The 19,452-nt window shown below is 73.2% G+C and carries 15 protein-coding genes; 9 read left to right on the top strand and 6 right to left on the bottom strand.

Annotation, left to right across the window (positions count from 1 at the left end):
• Positions 1 to 80: 80 nt before the first annotated feature.
• Both LX15_RS24605 and LX15_RS24600 read right to left on the bottom strand, forming a co-directional pair.
• Positions 81 to 1,022 carry a hypothetical protein gene (locus LX15_RS24605; RefSeq protein ID WP_253672024.1) on the bottom strand — a complete coding sequence of 314 codons (942 nt, stop codon included), beginning with the start codon at positions 1,020 to 1,022 and terminating at the stop codon, positions 81 to 83.
• Positions 1,019 to 2,425 (bottom strand): prenyltransferase/squalene oxidase repeat-containing protein, encoded by a 1,407-nt coding sequence (locus LX15_RS24600; RefSeq protein WP_253672023.1) that lies wholly within the window; start codon positions 2,423 to 2,425, stop codon positions 1,019 to 1,021. The genes LX15_RS24605 and LX15_RS24600 overlap by 4 nt, the downstream gene beginning before the upstream one ends.
• Before the next feature lie 413 nt (positions 2,426 to 2,838).
• Here LX15_RS24600 and LX15_RS24595 point away from each other — a divergent pair, with 413 nt between their 5' ends.
• The 8 genes from LX15_RS24595 to LX15_RS24560 all read left to right on the top strand — a co-directional run bounded on the left by LX15_RS24595 (position 2,839) and on the right by LX15_RS24560 (position 12,164).
• Positions 2,839 to 3,747: a LysR family transcriptional regulator gene (locus LX15_RS24595; protein ID WP_253672022.1), complete on the top strand. Its 909-nt coding sequence runs from the start codon at positions 2,839 to 2,841 to the stop codon at positions 3,745 to 3,747.
• 162 nt (positions 3,748 to 3,909) lie between these two features.
• Complete coding sequence (locus tag LX15_RS24590; RefSeq protein ID WP_253672021.1) at positions 3,910 to 4,509, top strand: YczE/YyaS/YitT family protein; 600 nt, start codon at positions 3,910 to 3,912, stop codon at positions 4,507 to 4,509.
• 51 nt (positions 4,510 to 4,560) lie between these two features.
• On the top strand, positions 4,561 to 5,253 hold the full coding sequence (locus tag LX15_RS24585; protein ID WP_253672020.1) for an O-methyltransferase: 693 nt from the start codon (positions 4,561 to 4,563) through the stop codon (positions 5,251 to 5,253).
• Positions 5,250 to 6,803: an MFS transporter gene (locus tag LX15_RS24580; RefSeq protein WP_253672019.1), complete on the top strand. Its 1,554-nt coding sequence runs from the start codon at positions 5,250 to 5,252 to the stop codon at positions 6,801 to 6,803. The genes LX15_RS24585 and LX15_RS24580 overlap by 4 nt, the downstream gene beginning before the upstream one ends.
• Positions 6,804 to 6,977: 174 nt before the next feature.
• Complete coding sequence (locus LX15_RS24575) at positions 6,978 to 7,838, top strand: MbnB/TglH/ChrH family RiPP precursor modification enzyme (protein WP_253672018.1); 861 nt, start codon at positions 6,978 to 6,980, stop codon at positions 7,836 to 7,838.
• 1 nt (position 7,839) lies between these two features.
• On the top strand, positions 7,840 to 8,685 hold the full coding sequence (locus tag LX15_RS24570) for an HvfC/BufC family peptide modification chaperone (protein WP_253672017.1): 846 nt from the start codon (positions 7,840 to 7,842) through the stop codon (positions 8,683 to 8,685).
• Between the two features lie 295 nt (positions 8,686 to 8,980).
• Positions 8,981 to 9,790, top strand: a complete 810-nt coding sequence (locus LX15_RS24565) for an SAM-dependent methyltransferase (RefSeq protein ID WP_253672016.1) — start codon at positions 8,981 to 8,983, stop codon at positions 9,788 to 9,790.
• A 136-nt stretch (positions 9,791 to 9,926) separates the two neighbouring features.
• The gene (locus tag LX15_RS24560) at positions 9,927 to 12,164 is read left to right on the top strand and encodes a putative bifunctional diguanylate cyclase/phosphodiesterase (protein WP_253672015.1); all 2,238 of its coding nucleotides are present in this window, start codon (positions 9,927 to 9,929) and stop codon (positions 12,162 to 12,164) included.
• 342 nt (positions 12,165 to 12,506) lie between these two features.
• Here the strand turns inward: LX15_RS24560 and LX15_RS24555 are convergent, their stop codons facing one another.
• The 4 genes from LX15_RS24555 to LX15_RS24540 form a co-directional block, all read right to left on the bottom strand.
• Complete coding sequence (locus LX15_RS24555) at positions 12,507 to 13,073, bottom strand: GNAT family N-acetyltransferase (protein ID WP_308213515.1); 567 nt, start codon at positions 13,071 to 13,073, stop codon at positions 12,507 to 12,509.
• Between the two features lie 43 nt (positions 13,074 to 13,116).
• Positions 13,117 to 13,470: a lasso peptide biosynthesis B2 protein gene (locus LX15_RS33245; RefSeq protein ID WP_253672051.1), complete on the bottom strand. Its 354-nt coding sequence runs from the start codon at positions 13,468 to 13,470 to the stop codon at positions 13,117 to 13,119.
• Between the two features lie 1,226 nt (positions 13,471 to 14,696).
• Positions 14,697 to 16,190 (bottom strand): CoA-acylating methylmalonate-semialdehyde dehydrogenase, encoded by a 1,494-nt coding sequence (locus LX15_RS24545; protein WP_253672013.1) that lies wholly within the window; start codon positions 16,188 to 16,190, stop codon positions 14,697 to 14,699.
• A complete protein-coding gene (locus LX15_RS24540; protein ID WP_253672012.1) occupies positions 16,187 to 17,503 on the bottom strand; it encodes an aspartate aminotransferase family protein in 1,317 nt (438 codons plus the stop codon). The genes LX15_RS24545 and LX15_RS24540 overlap by 4 nt, the downstream gene beginning before the upstream one ends.
• Positions 17,504 to 17,721: 218 nt before the next feature.
• On the opposite strand from LX15_RS24540, the gene LX15_RS24535 reads away from it, so the two are divergent.
• Entirely contained in the window at positions 17,722 to 19,410 is a 1,689-nt protein-coding gene (locus LX15_RS24535; protein ID WP_253672011.1) for a PucR family transcriptional regulator, read from the top strand.
• The last annotated feature ends 42 nt before the right edge of the window (positions 19,411 to 19,452 follow it).

The following is a 19,452-nucleotide window of genomic DNA, read 5'->3' as shown; positions in this document are numbered from 1 at the left end:
GGAACCTTCGTCCACAGTGGACTTGCCAGGCCGCCGGCGCGGGGGAGGAGCGCGGCGGGGAGAGCGTCCGCCATCGTCACCTACGACCGCCGTCGGCGGATCTGCCAGGAGATCCCGCCGGCCAACAACAGGACGGCGAGCACCCCGACGGCCAGTGCCCACGGCCCGCCTCCGCCGGTGTCCCCCGGTGAGGCGGGGCCGGAGTGGGCTCCGGCCGCGACGTTCGGCGCGCTCCCGGTCGCGCTCCTCGACCCAGGAGGCGCGGACGCCGTCGACGTCCCGCTCGTCGGCGCCGCCGACGAGCCGCTCGGAGGAGCGGACGTGGATGTCGCCGTCGACTGGTCCGTCGGCTGGTCCGTCGGCGGGGCGCCCTCGGCCGGGGCGGGCGGGTTCGGCTGCTCGCCAGGCGGGTTGGGCTGGGGGACGGGATCACCACCCGGCGCCCGTCCGCCGTCCTGTCCACCGCCGGCCCCTTGTCCGCCGCCGGTGCCTTGTCCGCCGTCGGGCGGTTGTCCCGGTTGGGGTGGTTGCTGCGGCGGCGGCGCCTGAGGAGCGACCGCGCTCCGGGGTTGGGGCGGCTCGTTGTCCCCGGCGTCCTGCCAGACCCACGCCTCGATGCTGCCCTTGGGCGGGGTCCGGTAGGTCGCCCCGGCGTTGCTGTAGACCCACGTGTCGGTGTTGGGGAGCATGTACCAGTAGGACCAGTAGGTGTCCCGGTCGACCATGCCACAGCCCGCGCGGGGCGCGTTGTCGATCGCGCAGATGAACCCGCCCGAGTAGGACCCCGTCCCCAACGTGACGGAGAACCCGGCCTGCTGGAGCGCCGCGAGGCCGTCTTCCGGGTCGTGCGCGCAGCCGGTTCGCGTGCCGTACCCCGGGTTGTCCGGCACCACCCTGGGCTCGACCACGACCAGGACGCCGTCGCACCCCTCGGCCGCGGCCGCCGGGCCCGCGGGCGCCAGCGGCACGGCCGCGAGGGCGGCGGCGCACGCGAGGAGCCCCGCGCGCGGCCGCCTGGTCATCGCGCCGCCCTCCGCCGCGTCCTGCCCGCCACGACGAGGACGACGCCGACGAGCACCAGTCCACCGCCGACCAGGGCGAGGTCGTCCACGGCGGCGCCGGTCTTGGCCAGCGTCGTCGTCCTGGTGGACACGGCCTGCGGGCGAGGAGCCACGGGTCCGCCGCCCCCGGCGTTCACGGCGGCCACGGGCGCGGCGGTCGTGGTGCGCGCCGGCGTGCTGGGGGCCGTCGTGGAGGGCGGCGTGGACCCGTTCCCGTTTCCGCTCGTCGGCGGCGTGCCCGGGATGCTCGGCACGCTCGACGACGAGGTGGGGGGCGCGCTGGACGAGGAGCCGGGCACGCACAGCAGGACGGGCAGGCCCGGTCGCGCGCCGGCGCCGTCGATCTCGGCCAGCGACCTGTTGGCCAGCGCGGGGATCACCTGGGCGGTGGCCCGCAGGGTGGAACCCGTGACGACGGGCTTCTCCCAGCCGACCGCGCCCCGGTCCTCCTCCTTGCCGGAGCAGCCGACCTGCCGGGCCAGCAGCCAGGAGATCGCGCGGTCGGCCGCGTGCGCGCGTCCGCCGGCGCGGAGGGCCTGTGCGGCCAGCGCCGTCGAGTTCGCGTTCGGCGTCGCGGTCGACTCGGTCTCGCTGAAGCCGCCCTCGCTGTTCTGGATGCGTTCCAACCAGTCCAGCGCTGGCGCCGCGTCAGCGGCTCTCCCCACCGCGATCAGCGCCTGCACGACGATGCCCGTTCCGTCGGCGTCGCTCTTGCACTCGTCCGGCTTGGCCCAGTAGACGACCGGGAAGCCGCCGTTGGCGCACCGGGTGCGCACCAGGAAGTCCACCGCCGGCTCGGGGATCATGTCCTTGCCCTGCCGGTGCAGCGCCAGAAGGGCCAGGGACTGGGTGAAGGTGTTCGCACTGTCCTTGCCGTGTTGGATCGCCTCGAACTTGCCGTCGTCTCCGAGCTGCTCGTACAGGAGCTGGAAGAGGTCGCGCCCGCCGAAGTTCGTCGGATCGCGGTGCTGCACCTGGGCCACGAGCGCCAGCTTGGCCAGCCCACCCGTGTTGAGATCCAGCCCGTTGTCTCCCCGGAAGTACGCGTCGACCTTGCTGGCCAGCCAGTCGGTCGCCTTGGCGGCGGTCTCGCGCCCGGTCCCGGCCGAGGCGAGGCCCAACACGATGTCGGCCGTGAGCCCGTAGTCCACCCCGCCGCGCCCATCGACGCGTTCGCCGTCCCTGAGCTGCCGGCCCGCCCATCCCGCGGCGGCGGCCGCCGGGTCGGCGGTGCTCCCGGCCCCGCCGGTGTTGTGCCCGGGGTTCGCGTGGGCCACGGACTGGGTGAGGGGGAGCGACAGACCCAGGACCGCCGTGATGGCGGCCAATAACGACGCCGCGCGCCCCCCGCGCGATGGGGCCATGTGGTGCCTCCTCGGTGAGCGGTCCACGACCGGCTGCCCGACGAGCCGCGCCCACGGCCGGTCCCCGACCGCCGGCGCACCACGCGTCCGTCCGCCCGTGCCAGGACGAGGGGCCGACGCGCCGCCCACCAGGCTCCGTCCCGCAGACCTCGACGGTGGTTGTGGAGCCGTGCGCGCCACCGCGGGTGATCGGGCTCGCCACGCGCCCGACCGGGGCGTGGCCCACCGTTGCGGGTCAGCGCCGGACTTCGACCGGTCTTCCCCCACGGCGTGCGCGTGCTTGGTTGTTGAGTTGTGCAGCCCGCCCATGCTCCCCGATCGGGTGACTGCGGGTCAACGCCTCCCGCGACCTCGCCACACCCCCCACCCGCGATTGAGGCCCGCGCAACGATTGATCTCTAAGGTTGTGGTTCATGCAATCCGTGGACCTGAACCTGCTGGTGGCCCTGGACGCCCTGCTGGAGGAGGAGAGCGTCACCGGAGCGGCGGAACGCCTGCACCTCAGCGCGCCGGCCATGAGCCGCACGCTGGCCCGCATCCGGGCCACCCTCGGTGACCCGGTCCTGGTGCGGGCCGGCCGCCGTCTGGTGCCGACGCCCCGGGCGCTGGCCATCCGGCAGCAGGTGCGCGCCGCCCTCCAGGAGGCGATGGCGGTGCTGCGCCCCGCCGACCAGATCGACCTGGCGTCCCTGCGCCGCACCTTCGTGATCCGCGCGAACGACGCCATGGCCAGCATGCTGGCCCTGCCCCTGAGCCGGAGGACGCGGACGCGCGCGCCGGGCGTCACCCTGCGCTTCGCCGCCGAGGGCGAGGAGGACGTGGCCGCGCTGCGGGACGGCCGGATCGACCTCGACGTCGGCCTGCTGGCGCCGCTCGGACCCGAGGTGCGCACCGAGACGCTGTACGTGGACGAGTTCGTCACCGTCGTCCGCGCCGGCCACCCCCTCACCGAGGGCGCGCTGACCCCGCAGCGGTTCGTGGAGTACCCGCACGTCAGCGTCTCCCGGCGCGGACGCGCCACCGGGCCGCTGGACGACGCGTTGCGCGAGCTGGGCCTGACCAGGACGGTGTCGTTGGTGGTGCCCAACTTCGCCACGGCGCTGGCCGTGGTGGCGGAGTCGGACCTGGTGGCCACGATGCTCGGCCGGATCGCGGCGTCCAGCATCGCGCCGGAGCGCTTCTCGGTGCTGCCGCTACCGGTGCGCGACAGGCCGATCGTCGTGGGTCAGGCCTGGCATCCCCGGATGGACGCCGACCCCGCGCACCGGTGGTTGCGGGAACAGGTCGCCGAGGTGTGCAGGAACGCCCGCCTCGACGATTGAGCGCCACGCAATCAATTCTTGTCGACAACGCACTGGTCGCGGTCGGTCGCCCCGTTTAGCGTCGAATTCGGTTCCTGTTTCCGATTTCCTGGAGGACCCGTGGTCGACGCCGCGCCGTCCGCTGTCCGCTCTCCGACCCCCGGCCGGTCCCGGTGGAGGTCGTTGACCTACCTGTCCGGCTGTCTGGTCTTCTCCGCCGGCGCGTACCTGTTCGTCCATTCCCGGCTGGGCACCGATCCGCTCGACGTGTTCTCGCTGGGCCTGCTCCGGCACGTGCCGCTGACGGTCGGGCTCGTGCAGGCCGGCGTCGCCGTGCTGTGCCTCGCGGTCGTCGCGCTCTGGACGCGTCGGCGCCCCGCGCTGTCCCCGCTGCTCACCTTCTTCGCCTGCGGCAGCCTCATCGACCTGCTGATGTGGGGCGATCCCGCCAGGGGGCTGGGCGCGTGGCCGGCGCTGGCGCTCGGGGTGGCGCTGTGCGCGGAGGGTTCGGCCCTGATCCTCATGAGCGGGTTCGGCGTGCGCGCCATGGACCTGCTCGCGTTGGTGGTCTCCGCCCGGTGGCGGTGGCCGTTCTGGTTGGCCAAGGGCGCGATGGAGACCGCGCTGCTGCTGACCGGGTGGGCGCTCGGCGGACCGGTCGGCGTCGGCACCCTGTGTTTCCTCGTCGGTGTCGACCTGCTCATCCAGCCGTTGGTCCGGCTCCAGGTCCGCGCGGGAATGGTGGATCACTCCGGCGTGGATTGCGCCCGGCGCAACCGTTAGTTGCGAAATGGGAACTGGACCTTTTTCGCGTCCCTTTCTAGCGTCGTGTTCATGACGAATGTGAGGCAGATTCCCATGGGACTCTCCGAACCGCGCGTCCGCGCCGTGCTCGACGAGATCGCCGCCGAGCAGGCCAGGGTGGACGCGGTGGAACAACCGAAACTGCTGGAGGAGGTCCGCGCCAGGACGACGCCGTGGACGCCCGAGGAGCTGGTCGCGGCGTGCGGCAGCGGGTACTACGCCGCCCCCGCCGCCATCGGTCGCCTGCTCTACGCCACCGTGCGGGCGATGCGCCCGACGACCGTGATCGAGTTCGGCACCGCCTACGGCTTCAGCACCATCCACATCGCCGCCGCCCTGCGGGACAACGGGTTCGGCCGGGTGATCACCACCGAGCTGCACGGCGGGAAGGCCGAGGCGGCGTGGCGCAACATCCAGCGCGCCGGCGTCTCCGACCACGTCGGCATGCTCGTGGGCGAGGCGAGCCGCACGCTCACCACGGTCCCGGGGCCGGTGGACCTGCTGTACCTGGACGGCTGGGTGGACTTCTACCTCGACGTGCTCAGGACGGTGGAGCCGAAGCTGCGGCCGGGCGCGCTCGTGCACGCCGACGACACCCTGAAGTTCGCCGACGGCGCCCGCGCCTACCTCGACCACGTGCGCGACCCGGCCAACGGCTACGTCTCGACGGCGATCGCGGACGGCCAGGGCCTGGAGCTGTCCAGCTACGTGGGTGCGCCGTGACGCGGGGCGGTGAGGCGACCGTGACGGCGCGCCCCGACGCGACGCCGCCCGGCGCGGGAACGCGGCGCGTCGTCACGGTCGCCGTCTGCCTGTGCGTCGCCCTGGTGTTCGGGCTCGGGGCGGCGGTGAACCTCGCGGTCGGCCGGTTGTCCACCAGCGCGCCCTACCCGTCGCCGACCGAGGTCCTGTGGATCATCGACAGCTACCTGGTCGCCTTCGGCTGCCTGCTGGTCCCGGCCGGCGCCCTCGGCGACCGCGTCGGCCGCAAGGGCGCGATGCTGACCGGGTTGGCGGTCCTCGCGGTGGGCTCGGTCGGGTCGGCGCTGGCGCCGACCGTGCCCACGCTGCTGGTCGCCCGCGCCGTCGCCGGCGCGGGCGCCGCCCTGGTGCTGCCCAGCAGCCTTCCGTTGCTGACGCGGGTGTTCCCCGCCGACCAGCGGGGCCGCGCCGTCGCGACGTGGACCGCGATGAGCGGCATCGGCGGGGTGGCCGGCAACGTCCTCGGCGGGGTGGTCCTCCAGTACGCCGACTGGCGGGTGCTCTTCGCCGTGGCCGCGCCGCTCGCCCTCGTCGGGATGGCGCTGGTGGCGGTCACCGCGCCCCGGGTGCCCCGGCACGAACAGCCGCTCGACCCGGTCGGCGTCGTGCTGCTCGTCGCGGCCGTCCTCGCCCTGCTGACGGGGATCATCGAGGGGCAACGCGCCGGATGGCTGTCGGGCTTCGTGCTCCTCGCCTTCGGCGCGGCGGCGGCGCTGCTGGTGGTGTTCGTGCTCGTGGAGCTGCGGCTGGCGCACCCCCTGGTCGACCCGCGCGTCTTCCTGGGCTCCGGAGCCCGGACGGGGACGATCGGCATCATCGTGTCGTTCGTGGCGATGTACTCCGTCTTCGCCCTCAACGGCCAGTACCTGATGAGCGTCAAGGGTTATCCCGCCGTGCTCGCCGGGCTCGGGACGCTGCCGATGGCGGTGATGCTGTTCGTCGCCTCACCGAGGGCCGGCCGGCTCGCGGAGCGCTTCGGCACCAGGGCCGTGGTGGTCTCCGGCCTGTTGGGCGTGGCCGTCGGCCTCCTCCTGTACTCGTTGTGCGGGCCGGACACGCCCTACCCGCTGTACGCGGTGTGCATGGTGTTGGTGGGCACCGGGAGCGGACTGTCCAACCCGCTGCTGTCCATGGCGATCCTGACCTCGTTGCCCGCCAGCAAGGCCGGGCTGGGCTCGGGGATCAACAGCTTCTCCCGCGAGATCGGCGGCGCGGTCGGGTTCGCGTTGTTCGGGACCCTCCTCAACGGAGCGTTCGGCCCGTCGCTGCCGGCGCCGGTGCGCGACCTCGCCGGCGCGGCGGGCGAGGAGGTGCGCGGGTCGGTCGCCTCGGCGCTGGCCTTCGTCCACGAGCGGGGCGGCCCGGAGACCGCCGTGCTGGACCACGCGGTGCGGGTGGCGTTCTCGGACGCGGCCGGGTTCGCCCTGCGCGTCGTGGCGGTCCTGGTCGCGGTGGCCGCGGTCCTCGTGGCGTCGTGGCTTCCCCGGCGCGGGGCGCCGGACGGGGACTGATCCCGGAGACCCGGCCGGCGGGCCGGCCCACGCAACCGCCACGACACGCCCTCGGCCACCCGACACTCCCTCGAACAGCGGAATGTGGTGTGCGGCAGGGGGAGTGGGCTGGCAGGGGCCGGCCCGCCGGGCTACGACGAATGGGGTCGACCACTCGGCGGAGGGATCTGGCTGATGCGGACCGGGACTCCCCCACGCCGCCGGCTCGGCACCCGCTGGCTCGGTTTCGGCGTGGGACTGCGCCTGCCGCACCTGGACTACGTCCGGCAGCGATGGCCGGCGCTCGGGTTCTTCGAGGTCGTCACCGAGGACTTCATGGACTCCCACGGCGCCCGCCGCAGGGCGCTGGCCGAGATCGCCGAGCGGTACCCGGTCGTCCTGCACGGCCTGGCGCTGTCCATCGGGGGCTGCGACCGGCTGGACTACCGCTACCTGGGGCGACTGCGCGAGCTGGCCGACGAGGTCCGCGCGGAGTGGGTGTCCGACCACGTCGGCTGGACCGGGGTGGACGGGGTCAACACCCACGCCGTGCTGCCGATGCCCCGCACCGAGGAGTCGCTGCGGCACCTCGTGCGCCGCATCCGGACCGTGCAGGACGTCCTGGAGCGGCCCCTCGTGCTGAAGAACACCAGCAGCTCCGTCGAGTTCGCCGCCTCCACCCTGTCCGAGTGGGAGTTCCTGGCCCGGATGGCGGACGAGGCCGACTGCGGTCTGTTGCTCGACGTGACCAACGTTCACGTCTCGGCCGTCAACCACGACTTCGACCCCGTCGAGTACCTGCGGGCGCTGCCCCACCACCGCGTGGTGGAGATGCACCTGTCCGGGCACACCCACCACGGCACGCACGCGGTCGCCAGCCGCGACGCGCCCGTCGCCGACGCGGTGTGGGAGCTGTACCGGCTGGCGGTCGTGCTGACCGGGGGCGCGCCGACCGTGGTCGAGTGGGACGACCAGCTCCCGGCGTTCCCCGTCCTGCTGGCGGAACTCGACAAGGCGAGACGACACGCGGCCACCGCGCTGTGGGCGGGGGTCTGACGTGCCCGCCGGCGAGCCGGACCTGCTCGCGGCGCAGCGGCGGTTGCAGCGGGCGTTGCTCGACGCCCGCGACCCGGGACCCGAGATCGGCTGGCTGGTCACCGGGTCGTCCGCGCTGTCCCCCGCCCAGCGGTTCGCGGTCTTCCGCCGGACCCACCGCCGCCGCCTCTTCACCCGGATGCGCGAGCTGCACCCGGCGTTGATCCAGCTCCTCGGCAGGGAGGTGTTCGACGCGTTCGTCGTGGACCACGTGCGGGCCAACCCGGCGAGGTCCTACCGGCTCAGCCGGTTCGACGCCGAGTTCGTCGACCACCTCGCCCGCACCCGCCCCGACGCGCACCTCCCGAGGGAGCGGCGGGACCCCACGGTCGAGATGGTGATCGACCTCGCGCGCTTCGAGCGCCTGCACAACGAGGTGCTCGACGGGCCGGGCACCGAGAACGACGTCCCCGCGCGCGGACTGGTCGACCTGCCCGAGGAGGACTGGGCCACGACCAGGGCCACGCCCGCTCCCGGGCTGCGGCTGTTCCACGCGGGGTTCACCGTGCACGAGTACCTGACGGCCGTGCGGCAGGGCGGCGGGCACGTCCCGCCGAGGGCCAGACCGGTGTTCCTCGCCCTGACCCGCAGGGACCTCCTGGTGCGGGTGCACGAGCTGACCGCGGAAGCCCACCGGGTGCTCACCGCGCTGCTCCACCGCGTCGTGCTCGCCGAGGCGCTCCGCGACGTGGACCGGGACCTGGCCAGGGCCTGGCTGCGGGACTGGGTGGACCAGGGGTTCCTGGTGACGCCGGCGCCCGGCCCGGTCGCCGGGGCTCGGCGCGTCGCCGTGCCCGAGCCCTCCTGAACGCCGTCGGCGGTCGTGCGGAGGAGGAGTGGGAACCGGCGACTCCAGTGCGTCTCCCGGCATGGATCACGCGCCGCCGGGGGGACCCGGTTTTGTCCAAAATGGACAGACATGGGGTGCTGATGGCGGCGGGGGGGCGTCGCGTGACACCGTCCTGGCCGCACGGGCGGTCAGGACGGTCGCATACCGTGCCCGACTGCTCCGTTCGGCCGCGTCCGTTCAGGGATCAGCCCACTACCCTGACTGCGCACGCTCGGTAGTGTGGCGATTACCGGTCCGGAGTGTGAGGTGCGTGGTGGCCGAACAGTCGAGTTGGGTGCCCGAAGGCGTGAACGTCGACCTGCCGAGCGCGGCACGGGTCTACGACTACCTCCTCGGGGGAGGGCACAACTTCGCGGCGGACCGGGAGCTCGCGGAGCGGTTCGCCGCGGCGTTGCCGGGGTCGCGGGACATCGCCCGGCTCAACCGGGCGTTCCTGCGCCGCGCGGTGCTGTTCATGGTCGAGCGGGGGGTGGACCAGTTCCTCGACATCGGCTCCGGCATCCCGACCGTCGGCAACGTGCACGAGATCGCGCAGGCCGCCAACCCGGACGCCCGCGTCGTGTACGTGGACAACGAGCCGGTCGCGGTCGCGCACAGCCAGCTCATCCTCGCCGGGAACGGGCGGGCCGCCGCGCTCCAGGAGGACCTGCGCCGCCCCGAGGCGATCCTGGACCACCCGACCACCAGGGAGCTGCTGGACTTCGACCGCCCGATCGGCTTGTTGATGGTGGGCGTGTTCCACTTCGTGCCCGACGAGTGGGGGCCGCGCGACCTCCTCGACCGCTTCCGCTCCCGGCTCGCCCCCGGCAGCCACCTCGCGTTGTCCCACTTCACCGCCGACACCAGGCCCGACGAGATGGCGGCGATGGTCGAGGTGATGAGCAGGAGCAAGGACCCCATCCACCCCAGGAGCCGGGCCGAGGTCGAGGCGTTGTTCACCGGGTTCGACCTGGTCGAGCCGGGAGTGGTGAGCACGGCCGACTGGCGGCCGGTCTCGCCAGGCGACGGCGCCGAGGGGCCGGAGCGAGAACAGATCTACGCCGGCGTTGGCCGCCTCCCCTGACCATGGGGAGAGGTGTGGCCGGGCCTGCCTTTCGCCTGCCTGGCGTGTGGGAGGAGGTGACCCGTGCCGACGAGACCGTCCTTCCCCGTCCCGCGCCGCGACGATCCCGTTCCACGCTGCCTCGTCCCGCCCCGCCGTGTTCCCCGCCGTCCTGCTCGCCGTCCCGTTCCCGGCCAGCCCGGCCGTCCCCCGGGTCGCCGAGGGACCGGGCGCCCCGGTGGCGGCGGTGGATGAGGAGCCGATGACGACGTCACCACCCCAGGGCCCGAAGGGGCCTCGGTCACGGGCGCGCCCCGCGCGCGACCGCGCACAGCTCGTCCGGGACTGGGCCGTCGCGATGGCCACGAGCGTCTTCGTCCCCGTCCCGCACGAGGAGATCGAACGCCGGCTGGCCGCCCTGGTCGACGAGACGATCAGGGTGCTGCGCGCCGACGAGTTCTCCGCCGCGCCCGCCGTCGACGTCGGCAGGGCCATGGTGCGCGACGGGTTCACCGGGCAGACGAGCCTGGCGCGCTCCCTGGAGTTGCTCGCCGAGTCGCTGCCGGGCCTGCCGGAACTGGCCCGGGTGCCCCGAGCGCGGTCGCGGGTCTACGCCCTGCTCGGCTCCCTGGTGTCCGGGTACGTGCAGGCCACCAGGGACCTCGTCTTCGACCAGCAGGAGGGGGTCAAGCGCGCCCTGCTGCTGGCCAAGGAGAAGGCCGAGCGCGAGCTGTGGCTGAGCGAGGCCCGGTTCCGCGAGGTGTTCGGCATCTCGGCCGTCGGCATCGCGATCACCGACCCCGAGGGCCGGTTCGTCCAGGTCAACGGGGCGTTCCTGGAGATCGTCGGCCACGGGCGGCCCGAGCTGGCCGAGCTGCGGCTGTCCGACGTGTTCCACCCCGACGACGTCGGCGCGCTGGAGTCGGTCTACGGCCGCCTGAGCGACGGGAAGGCCGACCGACTGCGCGAGCAGCGGCGGTTGCGGCACAAGGACGGCGACACGGTCTGGTGCACCCTCGCCGTCTCGCTGCTGAGGGACGCCGAGGGCGCGCCGGCCTACCACGTGACGGCCGTCGCGGACGTCACCGACCTGCACCTGTTGCAGCGCGAGCTGCGCAAGCAGGCCCTGCACGACGCGTTGACCGGCCTGCCGAACCGCCAGGCGCTGGTGACCGGGCTGGAGCGGATGGTCGCCGAGAGCGACGAGATCACCGTGCTCCAGGTGGACGTCGACGGCCTCGGCGTGGTGAACGAGGGGCTCGGCCACCGGATCGGCGACGAGGTGCTGAAGCGGGTCGCGCGCCAGCTCCGCGCCTTGTTCCCCGACCCCGGCGACGAGCTCGTGGCGCGACTCGGGGGCGACGAGTTCGTCGTGGCGGTCCGGCACACCGAGGGCCGACCGGACGTGGGCGCGCTCGCCGCCCGGATCAACGAGGAGCTGGCCGAGCCGGTCTACTACGGCCCGCACGGCGTCGCGGCGTCGGTCAGCATCGGGGTCGTGCAGCAACCGACCCACGGGTTCACCGCCTGCGACCTGTTGCGCGCGGCCGGCAGCACCCTGCGCCGGGTCAAGGAACAGGGCCGGCGCCAGTGGGGGTTGTTCGACCCCGACCGGGACGCGCGGGACCGCGCCTGGTCCGCCGTGGCGGCGGGCATGCCGGGCGCGTGGGAGAACGGGGAGATCCGCGTCGAGCACCGGCCCGTGGTGTCGCTGCGCGACCCGGAGATCCTCGCGGTCGAGGCGGTGCTGCGGTGGGAACACCCGGACATGGGCGTCGTGCCGCACGCGCGGTGCCTGGCCATGGCCGAGGTCGTGGGGCTCGGACCGCCGATCGCGCAGTGGTTGCTGCGCTCGGCGGGGGAGCAGGCGCTGACCTGGGGCGGGTTGGCGCCCGCCGTCGGCGTCGCCCTGGACGCGCACCAGGCGGCCGACCCCGACCTGGTGGGCGAGGTGCGTGCCGTGCTGGCCGAGTTCGGGCTGGGGCCGGACCGGCTGCGGCTGGGCTTCCCCACCTCGGCGCTGCGGGACGAGAGCGATGACGCGTGGGACAACATCCGTGTGCTGTCGGGGCTCGGCGTGCGCACCTACGCGCACGGCTTCGGTCTGGGCGCGGTCGACCTGGCGTGCGTGGAGGACCTGCCGAGTCGCGTGGTGGAGATCGCGCCGGCGCTCGCGGACCAGGTGGCGCGGCGACCGGACTCGATCCTCGCCCGCTCCGCCGCCGACCTGGTGACCCTCCTGGACCGGATGGGCGTGACGGTCGTCGTGGGCGGTGTCGCGAGCGCGGAGCAGGCCGACTGGTGGCGCGCGGCCGGCGCGCACGCGGCCTGGGGCGACCACGTCACGGCCAGGGGCATGCCCCTGCGCCTGGTGCCCGGCCCCGCCGACCTCTGACCGCCCAACCGGGACCACCCACCAACACCACCCGCCCGGGGCACTCGAACGCGGCCGGAATTGTCAGTCTCGCGCGAGACACTGGAAGTGGTCCAGTCCGGTCCGGCTCGTGGTTCCAGGTCGGGGCCGGTCAGGCGATCCACCGCAAGCCGTGGTCAGAAGCGCACGCCGAAGGTTGCGGGGCGGCCGTCTCGCGGCTGAGAGGCCGACGAGCGACCGACAGCAGCGGGGCCGGGTCTCGGGTTGTTCGCCCGAGACCCGGCCCCGCTGCCTATCCGGCCGGGAGCGCTGGTGACGAACGCGGCCTACGAGACGGAGCGCTCGTCGGAGGCAAGCGTGCGGTTACAGCGCTGGCCGTAGGAGGTCCTTCACTGCTGACGGTCCAGGGAAGTCATCGGGGACGGCGTCCATGAGGACTTCGTTCACCCGCTGTCCGAGCCAGTAGCCGGAGTTGCGGCGTTCCCCGATACGCCGGAACCCGGCACGCTCATATGCCTTGATCGCCGTCGTGTTCGGCGCCAGCACGGACAGGTAGACACACGCCAGGTTGGTCACGTGAAACGCGTAGTCCAACGTCAGCCGGATTGCTTCGGTGCCGATGCCGTTTCCTCGCCTGGCCGGGTCGCCGAGCATGATGAAGAACTCTCCGGTTCTGACGTGGTGGTCAATCAGGATCGAGCTGGTTCCGACCGGGACTGGCGTGCTGGTGACGTCGTAGACGGTGAACCTGAGTTGGTCGTCCGTCCCACGCGCTTGGTGCTGGTACCCCTCGGTGCGGGCTTCCAACGATTCCGGCGTCTGGCGTCCGTATCCCACGATCACACCGGGGTCTTGCTCCCACCGCCAGTAGTCGGCCACCAGATCACCACGGTACGGGCCGAGCCCTGCTCGCTGGCCCCGCAGCCACACGAGGGGTTCCGAAACGTCTGCGTCGGTAATGGCCTGGCTCCCTTCAGTTGGGAATGGCGCGGATGGTGGCGTACCGCTGTGTAGACAGCGGTTCGGCAACTGGTCGTCGTCCTGGCTCAGTCTCTACCCATGCGTGGAACCGGACAGGGTCGGCGGCCACACCATGACACCAACGGACGCCCGCGCGTTGGACGGACAGCACGAGCACGGCCGCGGCTGACTCTTCAAGGCAAGCCACACGGGCTGGGAAGAGCAACCCGGCCTTGCGGACAGCATGAACAGCCTGGCGCGCTTCGCTAGGGGTTGCAGAGCGTCTTGTGGTGCTGCTGGCCAGTGTCAGCAGCCGAAGAAGCCGCGCCATCCTTGTGCCGGACGGGCCAACGTGCTGGACGGCCACCACGAGCGCGACGGCGACAGCCGCCAGGGGCCAGGGTTCGGGCGGGGACCCGGGGCAGCGGGGTCCGGCCGGCCTGCACCTCCTGAGTCCCCCAGCTCGACCGCCACTTCGGCCCCGAAACGGGCGCCGGCCATGGCCGGGGTCTCGGTACCGGACGGAGTAGCCCGGCCGCCGTGAGTCGGTCGACGAGCCGAACCGTGGTGTCGAGGTCCACAACGTTGACCGCGTCGACGTCACCGGTTACCGAAAGTTCTGACCACCACCGGGCAGACCTACCAGCAAGGGTATGGACCGCACCCGTGCCGTAGTGAACGAGCACCGTGAGCGGCCCGAGGTCGGCCGCAACCACGTCGTCGGGTGCCGTGAGGAACCGGGCTCGGGCGTTCCCTGGCTTGAGACGCGGCCGTGGGTGCCGTGGGGGTTTCCCCCTACTACAGCGCTGGAGTCGCGCGCGAGGCGGACTGATCTACCCAGAGGACTGGGGTCTGCTGTCTACAAAGGACAATCGGGGCACCGTGCGGCGGTCAGGTGCGTGCCGTCTGGTGCTGCGGGTCAGGAGATCTTCTGCGATCAACCGGGCTTTGTCTTTGGGCGCTCAGTTTCTCTCGCTCGTCGATATCGCCCAGTCGAGGCCGCTCATCAGGGTCGGAATTGTCAGTGCCGCGCGAGATGCTAAGAGTGGGGGTTCCCCCTACTACAGCGCTGGAGTCGCGCGCGAGGTGGGCGTCAGTGTCTACACAGGACCAAAGAGAACCTCCACAGAGGACGGACATGAGAGTGGGAAGCGGGCGGTGTGCCGTCGCGTGCTGTCGATCAGGAGATTGTCTTCGGTTCACAGTCGCCATGCCCCTGGGCGCTCAGCTCTTTCCTCTCGCAGACTTCACCCCGTCGAGGTAGCTGATCAGGGCCGGAATTGTCAGTGCCGCGCGAGATGCTAAGAGTGGGGGTTCCCCTTACTACTGGGCTGGAGTCGCGCGCGCGAGGTCGGAGAGTAGTCCACAAGGGACATTCAGGGGTTGTTGCTGAGATCGTACGAGGCTGGACACATGCGGCCGGCAAGGCAACCGGCGAGGCAGTCGGGTTCATTCGGTGCAGAAGCCCGAGCCGGGGAGGGTTTCCGTCCCTGCCCCGGGCGGGACCGGGGCAGGGACGGACGGGCGGGCGGTGCGCCCCCGACAGTGGTACCGCCCGCGTCTGACCCCCTCGGGCCAGTGGCTCAGCGCGTGTCAGTGGTTCTGGGGGAAGCCGAGGTTGACGCCGCCGTGCGAGGGGTCGAGCCAGCGGCTCGTCACGACCTTGCCCCTGGTGAGGAAGTGCACGCCGTCGGGGCCGTAGGCGTGGGCGTCGCCGAACAGCGACGCCTTCCAGCCCCCGAACGAGTAGTAGGCCACCGGCACGGGGATCGGCACGTTGACCCCGACCATGCCGACCTCCACCTCGTTCTGGAACCGGCGCGCCGCGCCGCCGTCGTTGGTGAAGATGGCGGTCCCGTTGCCGTACGGGTTGGTGTTGACCAGCCGCAACGCCTCGTCGTAGGAGCCGACGCGCACCACCGACAGCACCGGGCCGAAGATCTCGTCGGTGTAGACCGGCATCTCCGGCGTCACGTGGTCGAAGACCGTTGGTCCGAGCCAGAAGCCGCGCTCGTCGCCGTCGACCGGGTGGTCGCGCCCGTCGACGGCCAGTGTCGCTCCCGCCGCGACCCCCGCGTCGAGGTAGCCGACCACCCTGTCCCGGTGCGCGCGCGTGACCAGCGGTCCCATCTCGCAGCCGGGGCGTCGGCCGTCGCCCACCCGCACGGCGGCCACCCGCTGGCGGATCCGCTCCACCAGCTCGTCGCCGACCGGGTCGACCGCGACCACGACCGAGATCGCCATGCACCGCTCGCCGGCCGAGCCGAACCCGGCCGAGACGGCCGCGTCGGCCGCCAGGTCCAGGTCGGCGTCGGGCAGGACCACCATGTGGTTCTTGGCTCCGCCGAGCGCCTGCACGCGCTTGCCGTGCCGCGTCCCGGTCTCGTACACGTGCCGGGCCACCGGGGTCGACCCCACGAACGACACCGCGCGCACGTCGGGGTGTTCGAGCAGCCGGTCCACCGCGACCCGGTCCCCGTGCACGACGTTGAGGACGCCCTCGGGCAGCCCGGCCTCGGCCCACCACGCGGCCAGCAGGTTGGCGGCCGAGGGGTCCTTCTCGCTCGGCTTGAGCACCACCGCGTTCCCGCAGGCGACGGCCAGCGGGGCGAACCACAGCGGCACCATCGCGGGGAAGTTGAACGGGGAGACCACCGCGACCACGCCGAGCGGCTGGCGGATCGAGAACACGTCGACCCCGGTCGAGACGTTCTCACTGAACCCGCCCCTGAGCAGCGCGGGGACCCCGCAGGCGTACTCGACCACCTCCAGGGCGCGCCGCACCTCGCCCTCGGCGTCGGCGAGCACCTTCCCGTGCTCGGCGGTGACGACCTCGGCCAGCTCGCGCCGCCGCGCGTTGAGCAGCTCGCGGAAGGCGAAGAGCACGCTGGTCCGCCTCGCCAGCGAGGCGTCCCGCCACCCGGGGAACGCCCGCGCGGCCGCGTCGACCGCGAGGTCCACCTCGGCGGGTCCCGCGAGGTCCACGCGGCCGGTCACCTCGCCGGTCGCCGGGTCGCACACCTCGCCGACGCGCTCGGCGACGCCGTCCCACGGCTTGCCGCCGATCCAGTGCGAGATCCTGTTCACGGCGTCGCGTCCCCCGTCGTCTCGCGCCGCACGCTCTCCAGCGCGGCGACCAGCGCCTCCAGGCCCTCGTCGGCCTCGTCCTCGGTGAGGGTCATCGGCGGGGCCATGCGGACCACGTTGCCGTGCAGCCCGCCCTTCCCGACGAGCAGGCCCCGCGCCTTGGCCTCCTCCAGCACGCGGGCGGCGGCACGCGGGTTCGGCGTGTCGCCGCCGGGCTCGACCAGCTCGACGCCGATCATGAGGCCGACGCCGCGCACGTCGCCGACGATCTCGTTGTGTTCGGTGGCCGCGCGCAGCCCGGTGAGCAGGCGGGTGCCCAGCTTGGCCGCGTTGGCCTGGAGGTCGTGGTTCTCCAGGTAGTCCAGCACCGCGTTCGCCCCGGCGGTGGCCAGCGGGTTGCCGCCGAAGGTGGAGATCGATTGGGCGGTGATGGCGTCCATCAGCTCGCCCCTGGCGACCACGCCGCCGATCGCCAGCCCGTTGCCCAGCCCCTTGGCGAAGGTCATCGCGTCCGGCACGACGCCGTGCGCCTGGATGCCCCAGAAGTGGTCGCCGGTGCGGCCCCACCCGGTCTGCACCTCGTCGGAGACGAGCAGGACGCCGTGCTCGTCGAGGACCTCCTTGAACGCCGCGAACAGGCCCCTCGGCGGCAGGGTGAACCCGCCGACGCCCTGCACCGGCTCCACGATCATGCAGGCGACGTCGCCCGCGGTGGTGGTGGCCAGCACGTCCCGGAGGTCCGCGACGCAGGCGCGCACGTAGTCCTCGTCGGAGAGGTGGCGGAACGGGCTGCGGTAGCGGTAGCCGCCGTGCACGTGGCTGACCCGCAGCGGGCTCAACGACGTCGCCGACCAGCCCCGGTTGCCGGTGATCGCGATCGTGCCGAAGGCCCGGCCGTGGTAGGAGTTGCGCAGCGCCAGCACCTGGTTGCTGCGGCGGTACTGGGTCGCCAGCATCAACGCGGTCTCGTTGGCCTCGGTGCCGGAGTTGGTGAAGAACACCTTGGCGTCGGGGATGCCGGAGAGCCGCGCGATCCGCTCCGCCAGCTCCACCTGGCTCCGGATGAGGTAGAGCGTGGAGGTGTGCAGGACGCCCCGCGCGACCTGCTCGGTGATCGCGGCGTTGATCTCGGCGATGTCGTAGCCGATCGCGTTGGTGAGGATCCCCGCGAAGAAGTCCAGGTAGCGGCGGCCCTCGGCGTCCTCGACCCTGCGCCCCGAGCCCCGGACGATCTCGATCGGCTCGTCGTAGTACAGGGCGAGCCATGCCGGCATGACCGCCCGGTGCCGGGCCAGCAGCTCGGCGTGTGACATGGGACCTCCCGTGGTCGTGCGGGACGTGGCACCCGACGGGCGGTCGGGGCGGGAGGGCGGCCCGCCGCCACGACCTGCCCGGCGTTCCCCGCGCCCCGCGGGGCCAGCGCCGAGTGTCGGCCGTCCCCCTGACCTCCGGCTATGGACAGAGTGTTCGGGATACCGGTTCGGGCGATACGTTGTGTTCGGCTGGTGGGTGAGCCGGAGGGGGTGGGTCCATGTACCCCACGGTGGCCGAGGTCCTCGCCCTGCCGGTGGTGCGCCGGGGCGCCCCGCGCGTGGTCGCCGGGTCGGCGGGGCTGGGGAACCGGGTGCGGTGGGCGCACGCGGCCGAGGTCGCCGACATCGCCCACCTGCTGCGCGGCGGCGAGCTGGTCCTCACCACCGGCATCGCGTTGCCCGACGACGAGGCGGGACTGGACCGGTACGTGGCGGACCTGGCGCGGGTGGGCGCGGCGGGTCTGGTCGTCGAACTGGTGCGGCGTTGGCGGTCCACGCCGCCGCCGGCCCTGCTGGCCAGCGCGGAGCGGCACGGGCTGCCGCTGGTCGCCCTCGACAGGGAGACGCGGTTCGTCTCGGTGACCGAGGCGGTCACCGAGCTGGTGCTGGACCGGCAGGTGGCCGAGCTGCGGGCGGCCGAGCAGGTCCACGAGATCTTCACCGCGCTGACCGTCTCGGGCGCGGGACCGGCCGAGATCCTGCGGGAGGTCGCCCGGCTGGCCGGCCTGCCCGTGGTGCTGGAGACGTTCAACCACCACGTGCTGGCCTACGACGCGGCCGGCGCGGACCCCGCCGGGCTGCTGGCCGACTGGGCCGAGCGCTCCCGGGTCGTCCGCCCCGCCGGGCGCACGGGGTACGACCGGGCGGCCGGCTGGCTGGTCACGGTGGTCGGGGCGCGCGGCGACGACTGGGGCAGGCTCGTGCTGGTGAGCCCGGACGACCCGCCGCACCGGCACGTCGTCGTGGCCGAGCGGGCCGCCTCCGCGTTGGCGTTGCACCGGCTGGTCACCCGGGACCGGGACACGCTGGAACGCCAGGCGCACCGGGCGTTGCTGGCGGAGCTGGTCGCCGACGGCCCCCGGCCCGCCGACCTGCCGACCAGGGCCGCCGCGTTGGGTGTGCCGTGGGAGGGGCGGCGACTGGTGGGCGTGGCGGTGCGGCCGCGCAGCACCGTGCCGACCACGCCCGCCGCCGCGTTGGCGACGCAGGAGGTGGTGCGGGACCTCGCCGAGGCCACGGCGCTGGCCGCCCGGCGCGCCAAGGCGCCGGCGCTCGTCGGCGTGGTCGACGACAACTCGGTGCACGTGTTGCTCGCGTTGCCGCAGCGCGGGGACCTGGAACCGGTGCTGGAGCGCCTGGCGCAGGAGGTGCACCGGGCGGCGGCGGGGACGCCGCGCGCGCTCCCGGTGGTGGTCGGGGTGGGGACGGCGGTCGGTTCCTGGCCGGACGCGCGGCGCAGCCTGGGCGAGGCCGCGCACGTCGCCGACGCCGCCTCGCGCTCGCCGAGGACGCGGCCCTACCACCGGCTTGACGACGTGCGCCTGCGCGGCCTGCTGCACCTGCTGCGCGACGACGAGCGGGTCACCGCCTTCGTCGAGCGGGAGTTGGGGCCGCTGCTCGCGCGCGGCGGGAGCCAGGGCGCGCGGTGGATCGACGTGCTGCGCGCCTACTGCGAGCACGGGGGGAACAAGTCGGCCGCCGCTGCCGCCGTGCACCTGTCTCGCACCGCGTACTACCAGCAGTTGGACCGGATCGAGCAGGTCCTCGGCGTCTCGCTGGACGATCCCGAGTCGATGTTGTCCCTCTCGGTGGCGTTGCTCGCCGCCGAGGTCGCGGGCGCCGCGGCGGGCGGGGCCGTGGGCGGGGCGGCCGAGCCCCCGTGCGCTCCCCATCACCAAAACGGGTGAGTGCTGGACAGTGTGTCCTCCCTCACGCCGAACCACGCACAC

The organism is Streptoalloteichus tenebrarius (genome assembly GCF_024171885.1).
In the GTDB taxonomy this organism is placed as follows: Bacteria; Actinomycetota; Actinomycetes; order Mycobacteriales; family Pseudonocardiaceae; genus Streptoalloteichus; species Streptoalloteichus tenebrarius.
The sequence above is the reverse complement of the archived record's forward strand: the minus strand, read 5'-3'. Positions and strand labels throughout refer to the sequence as shown.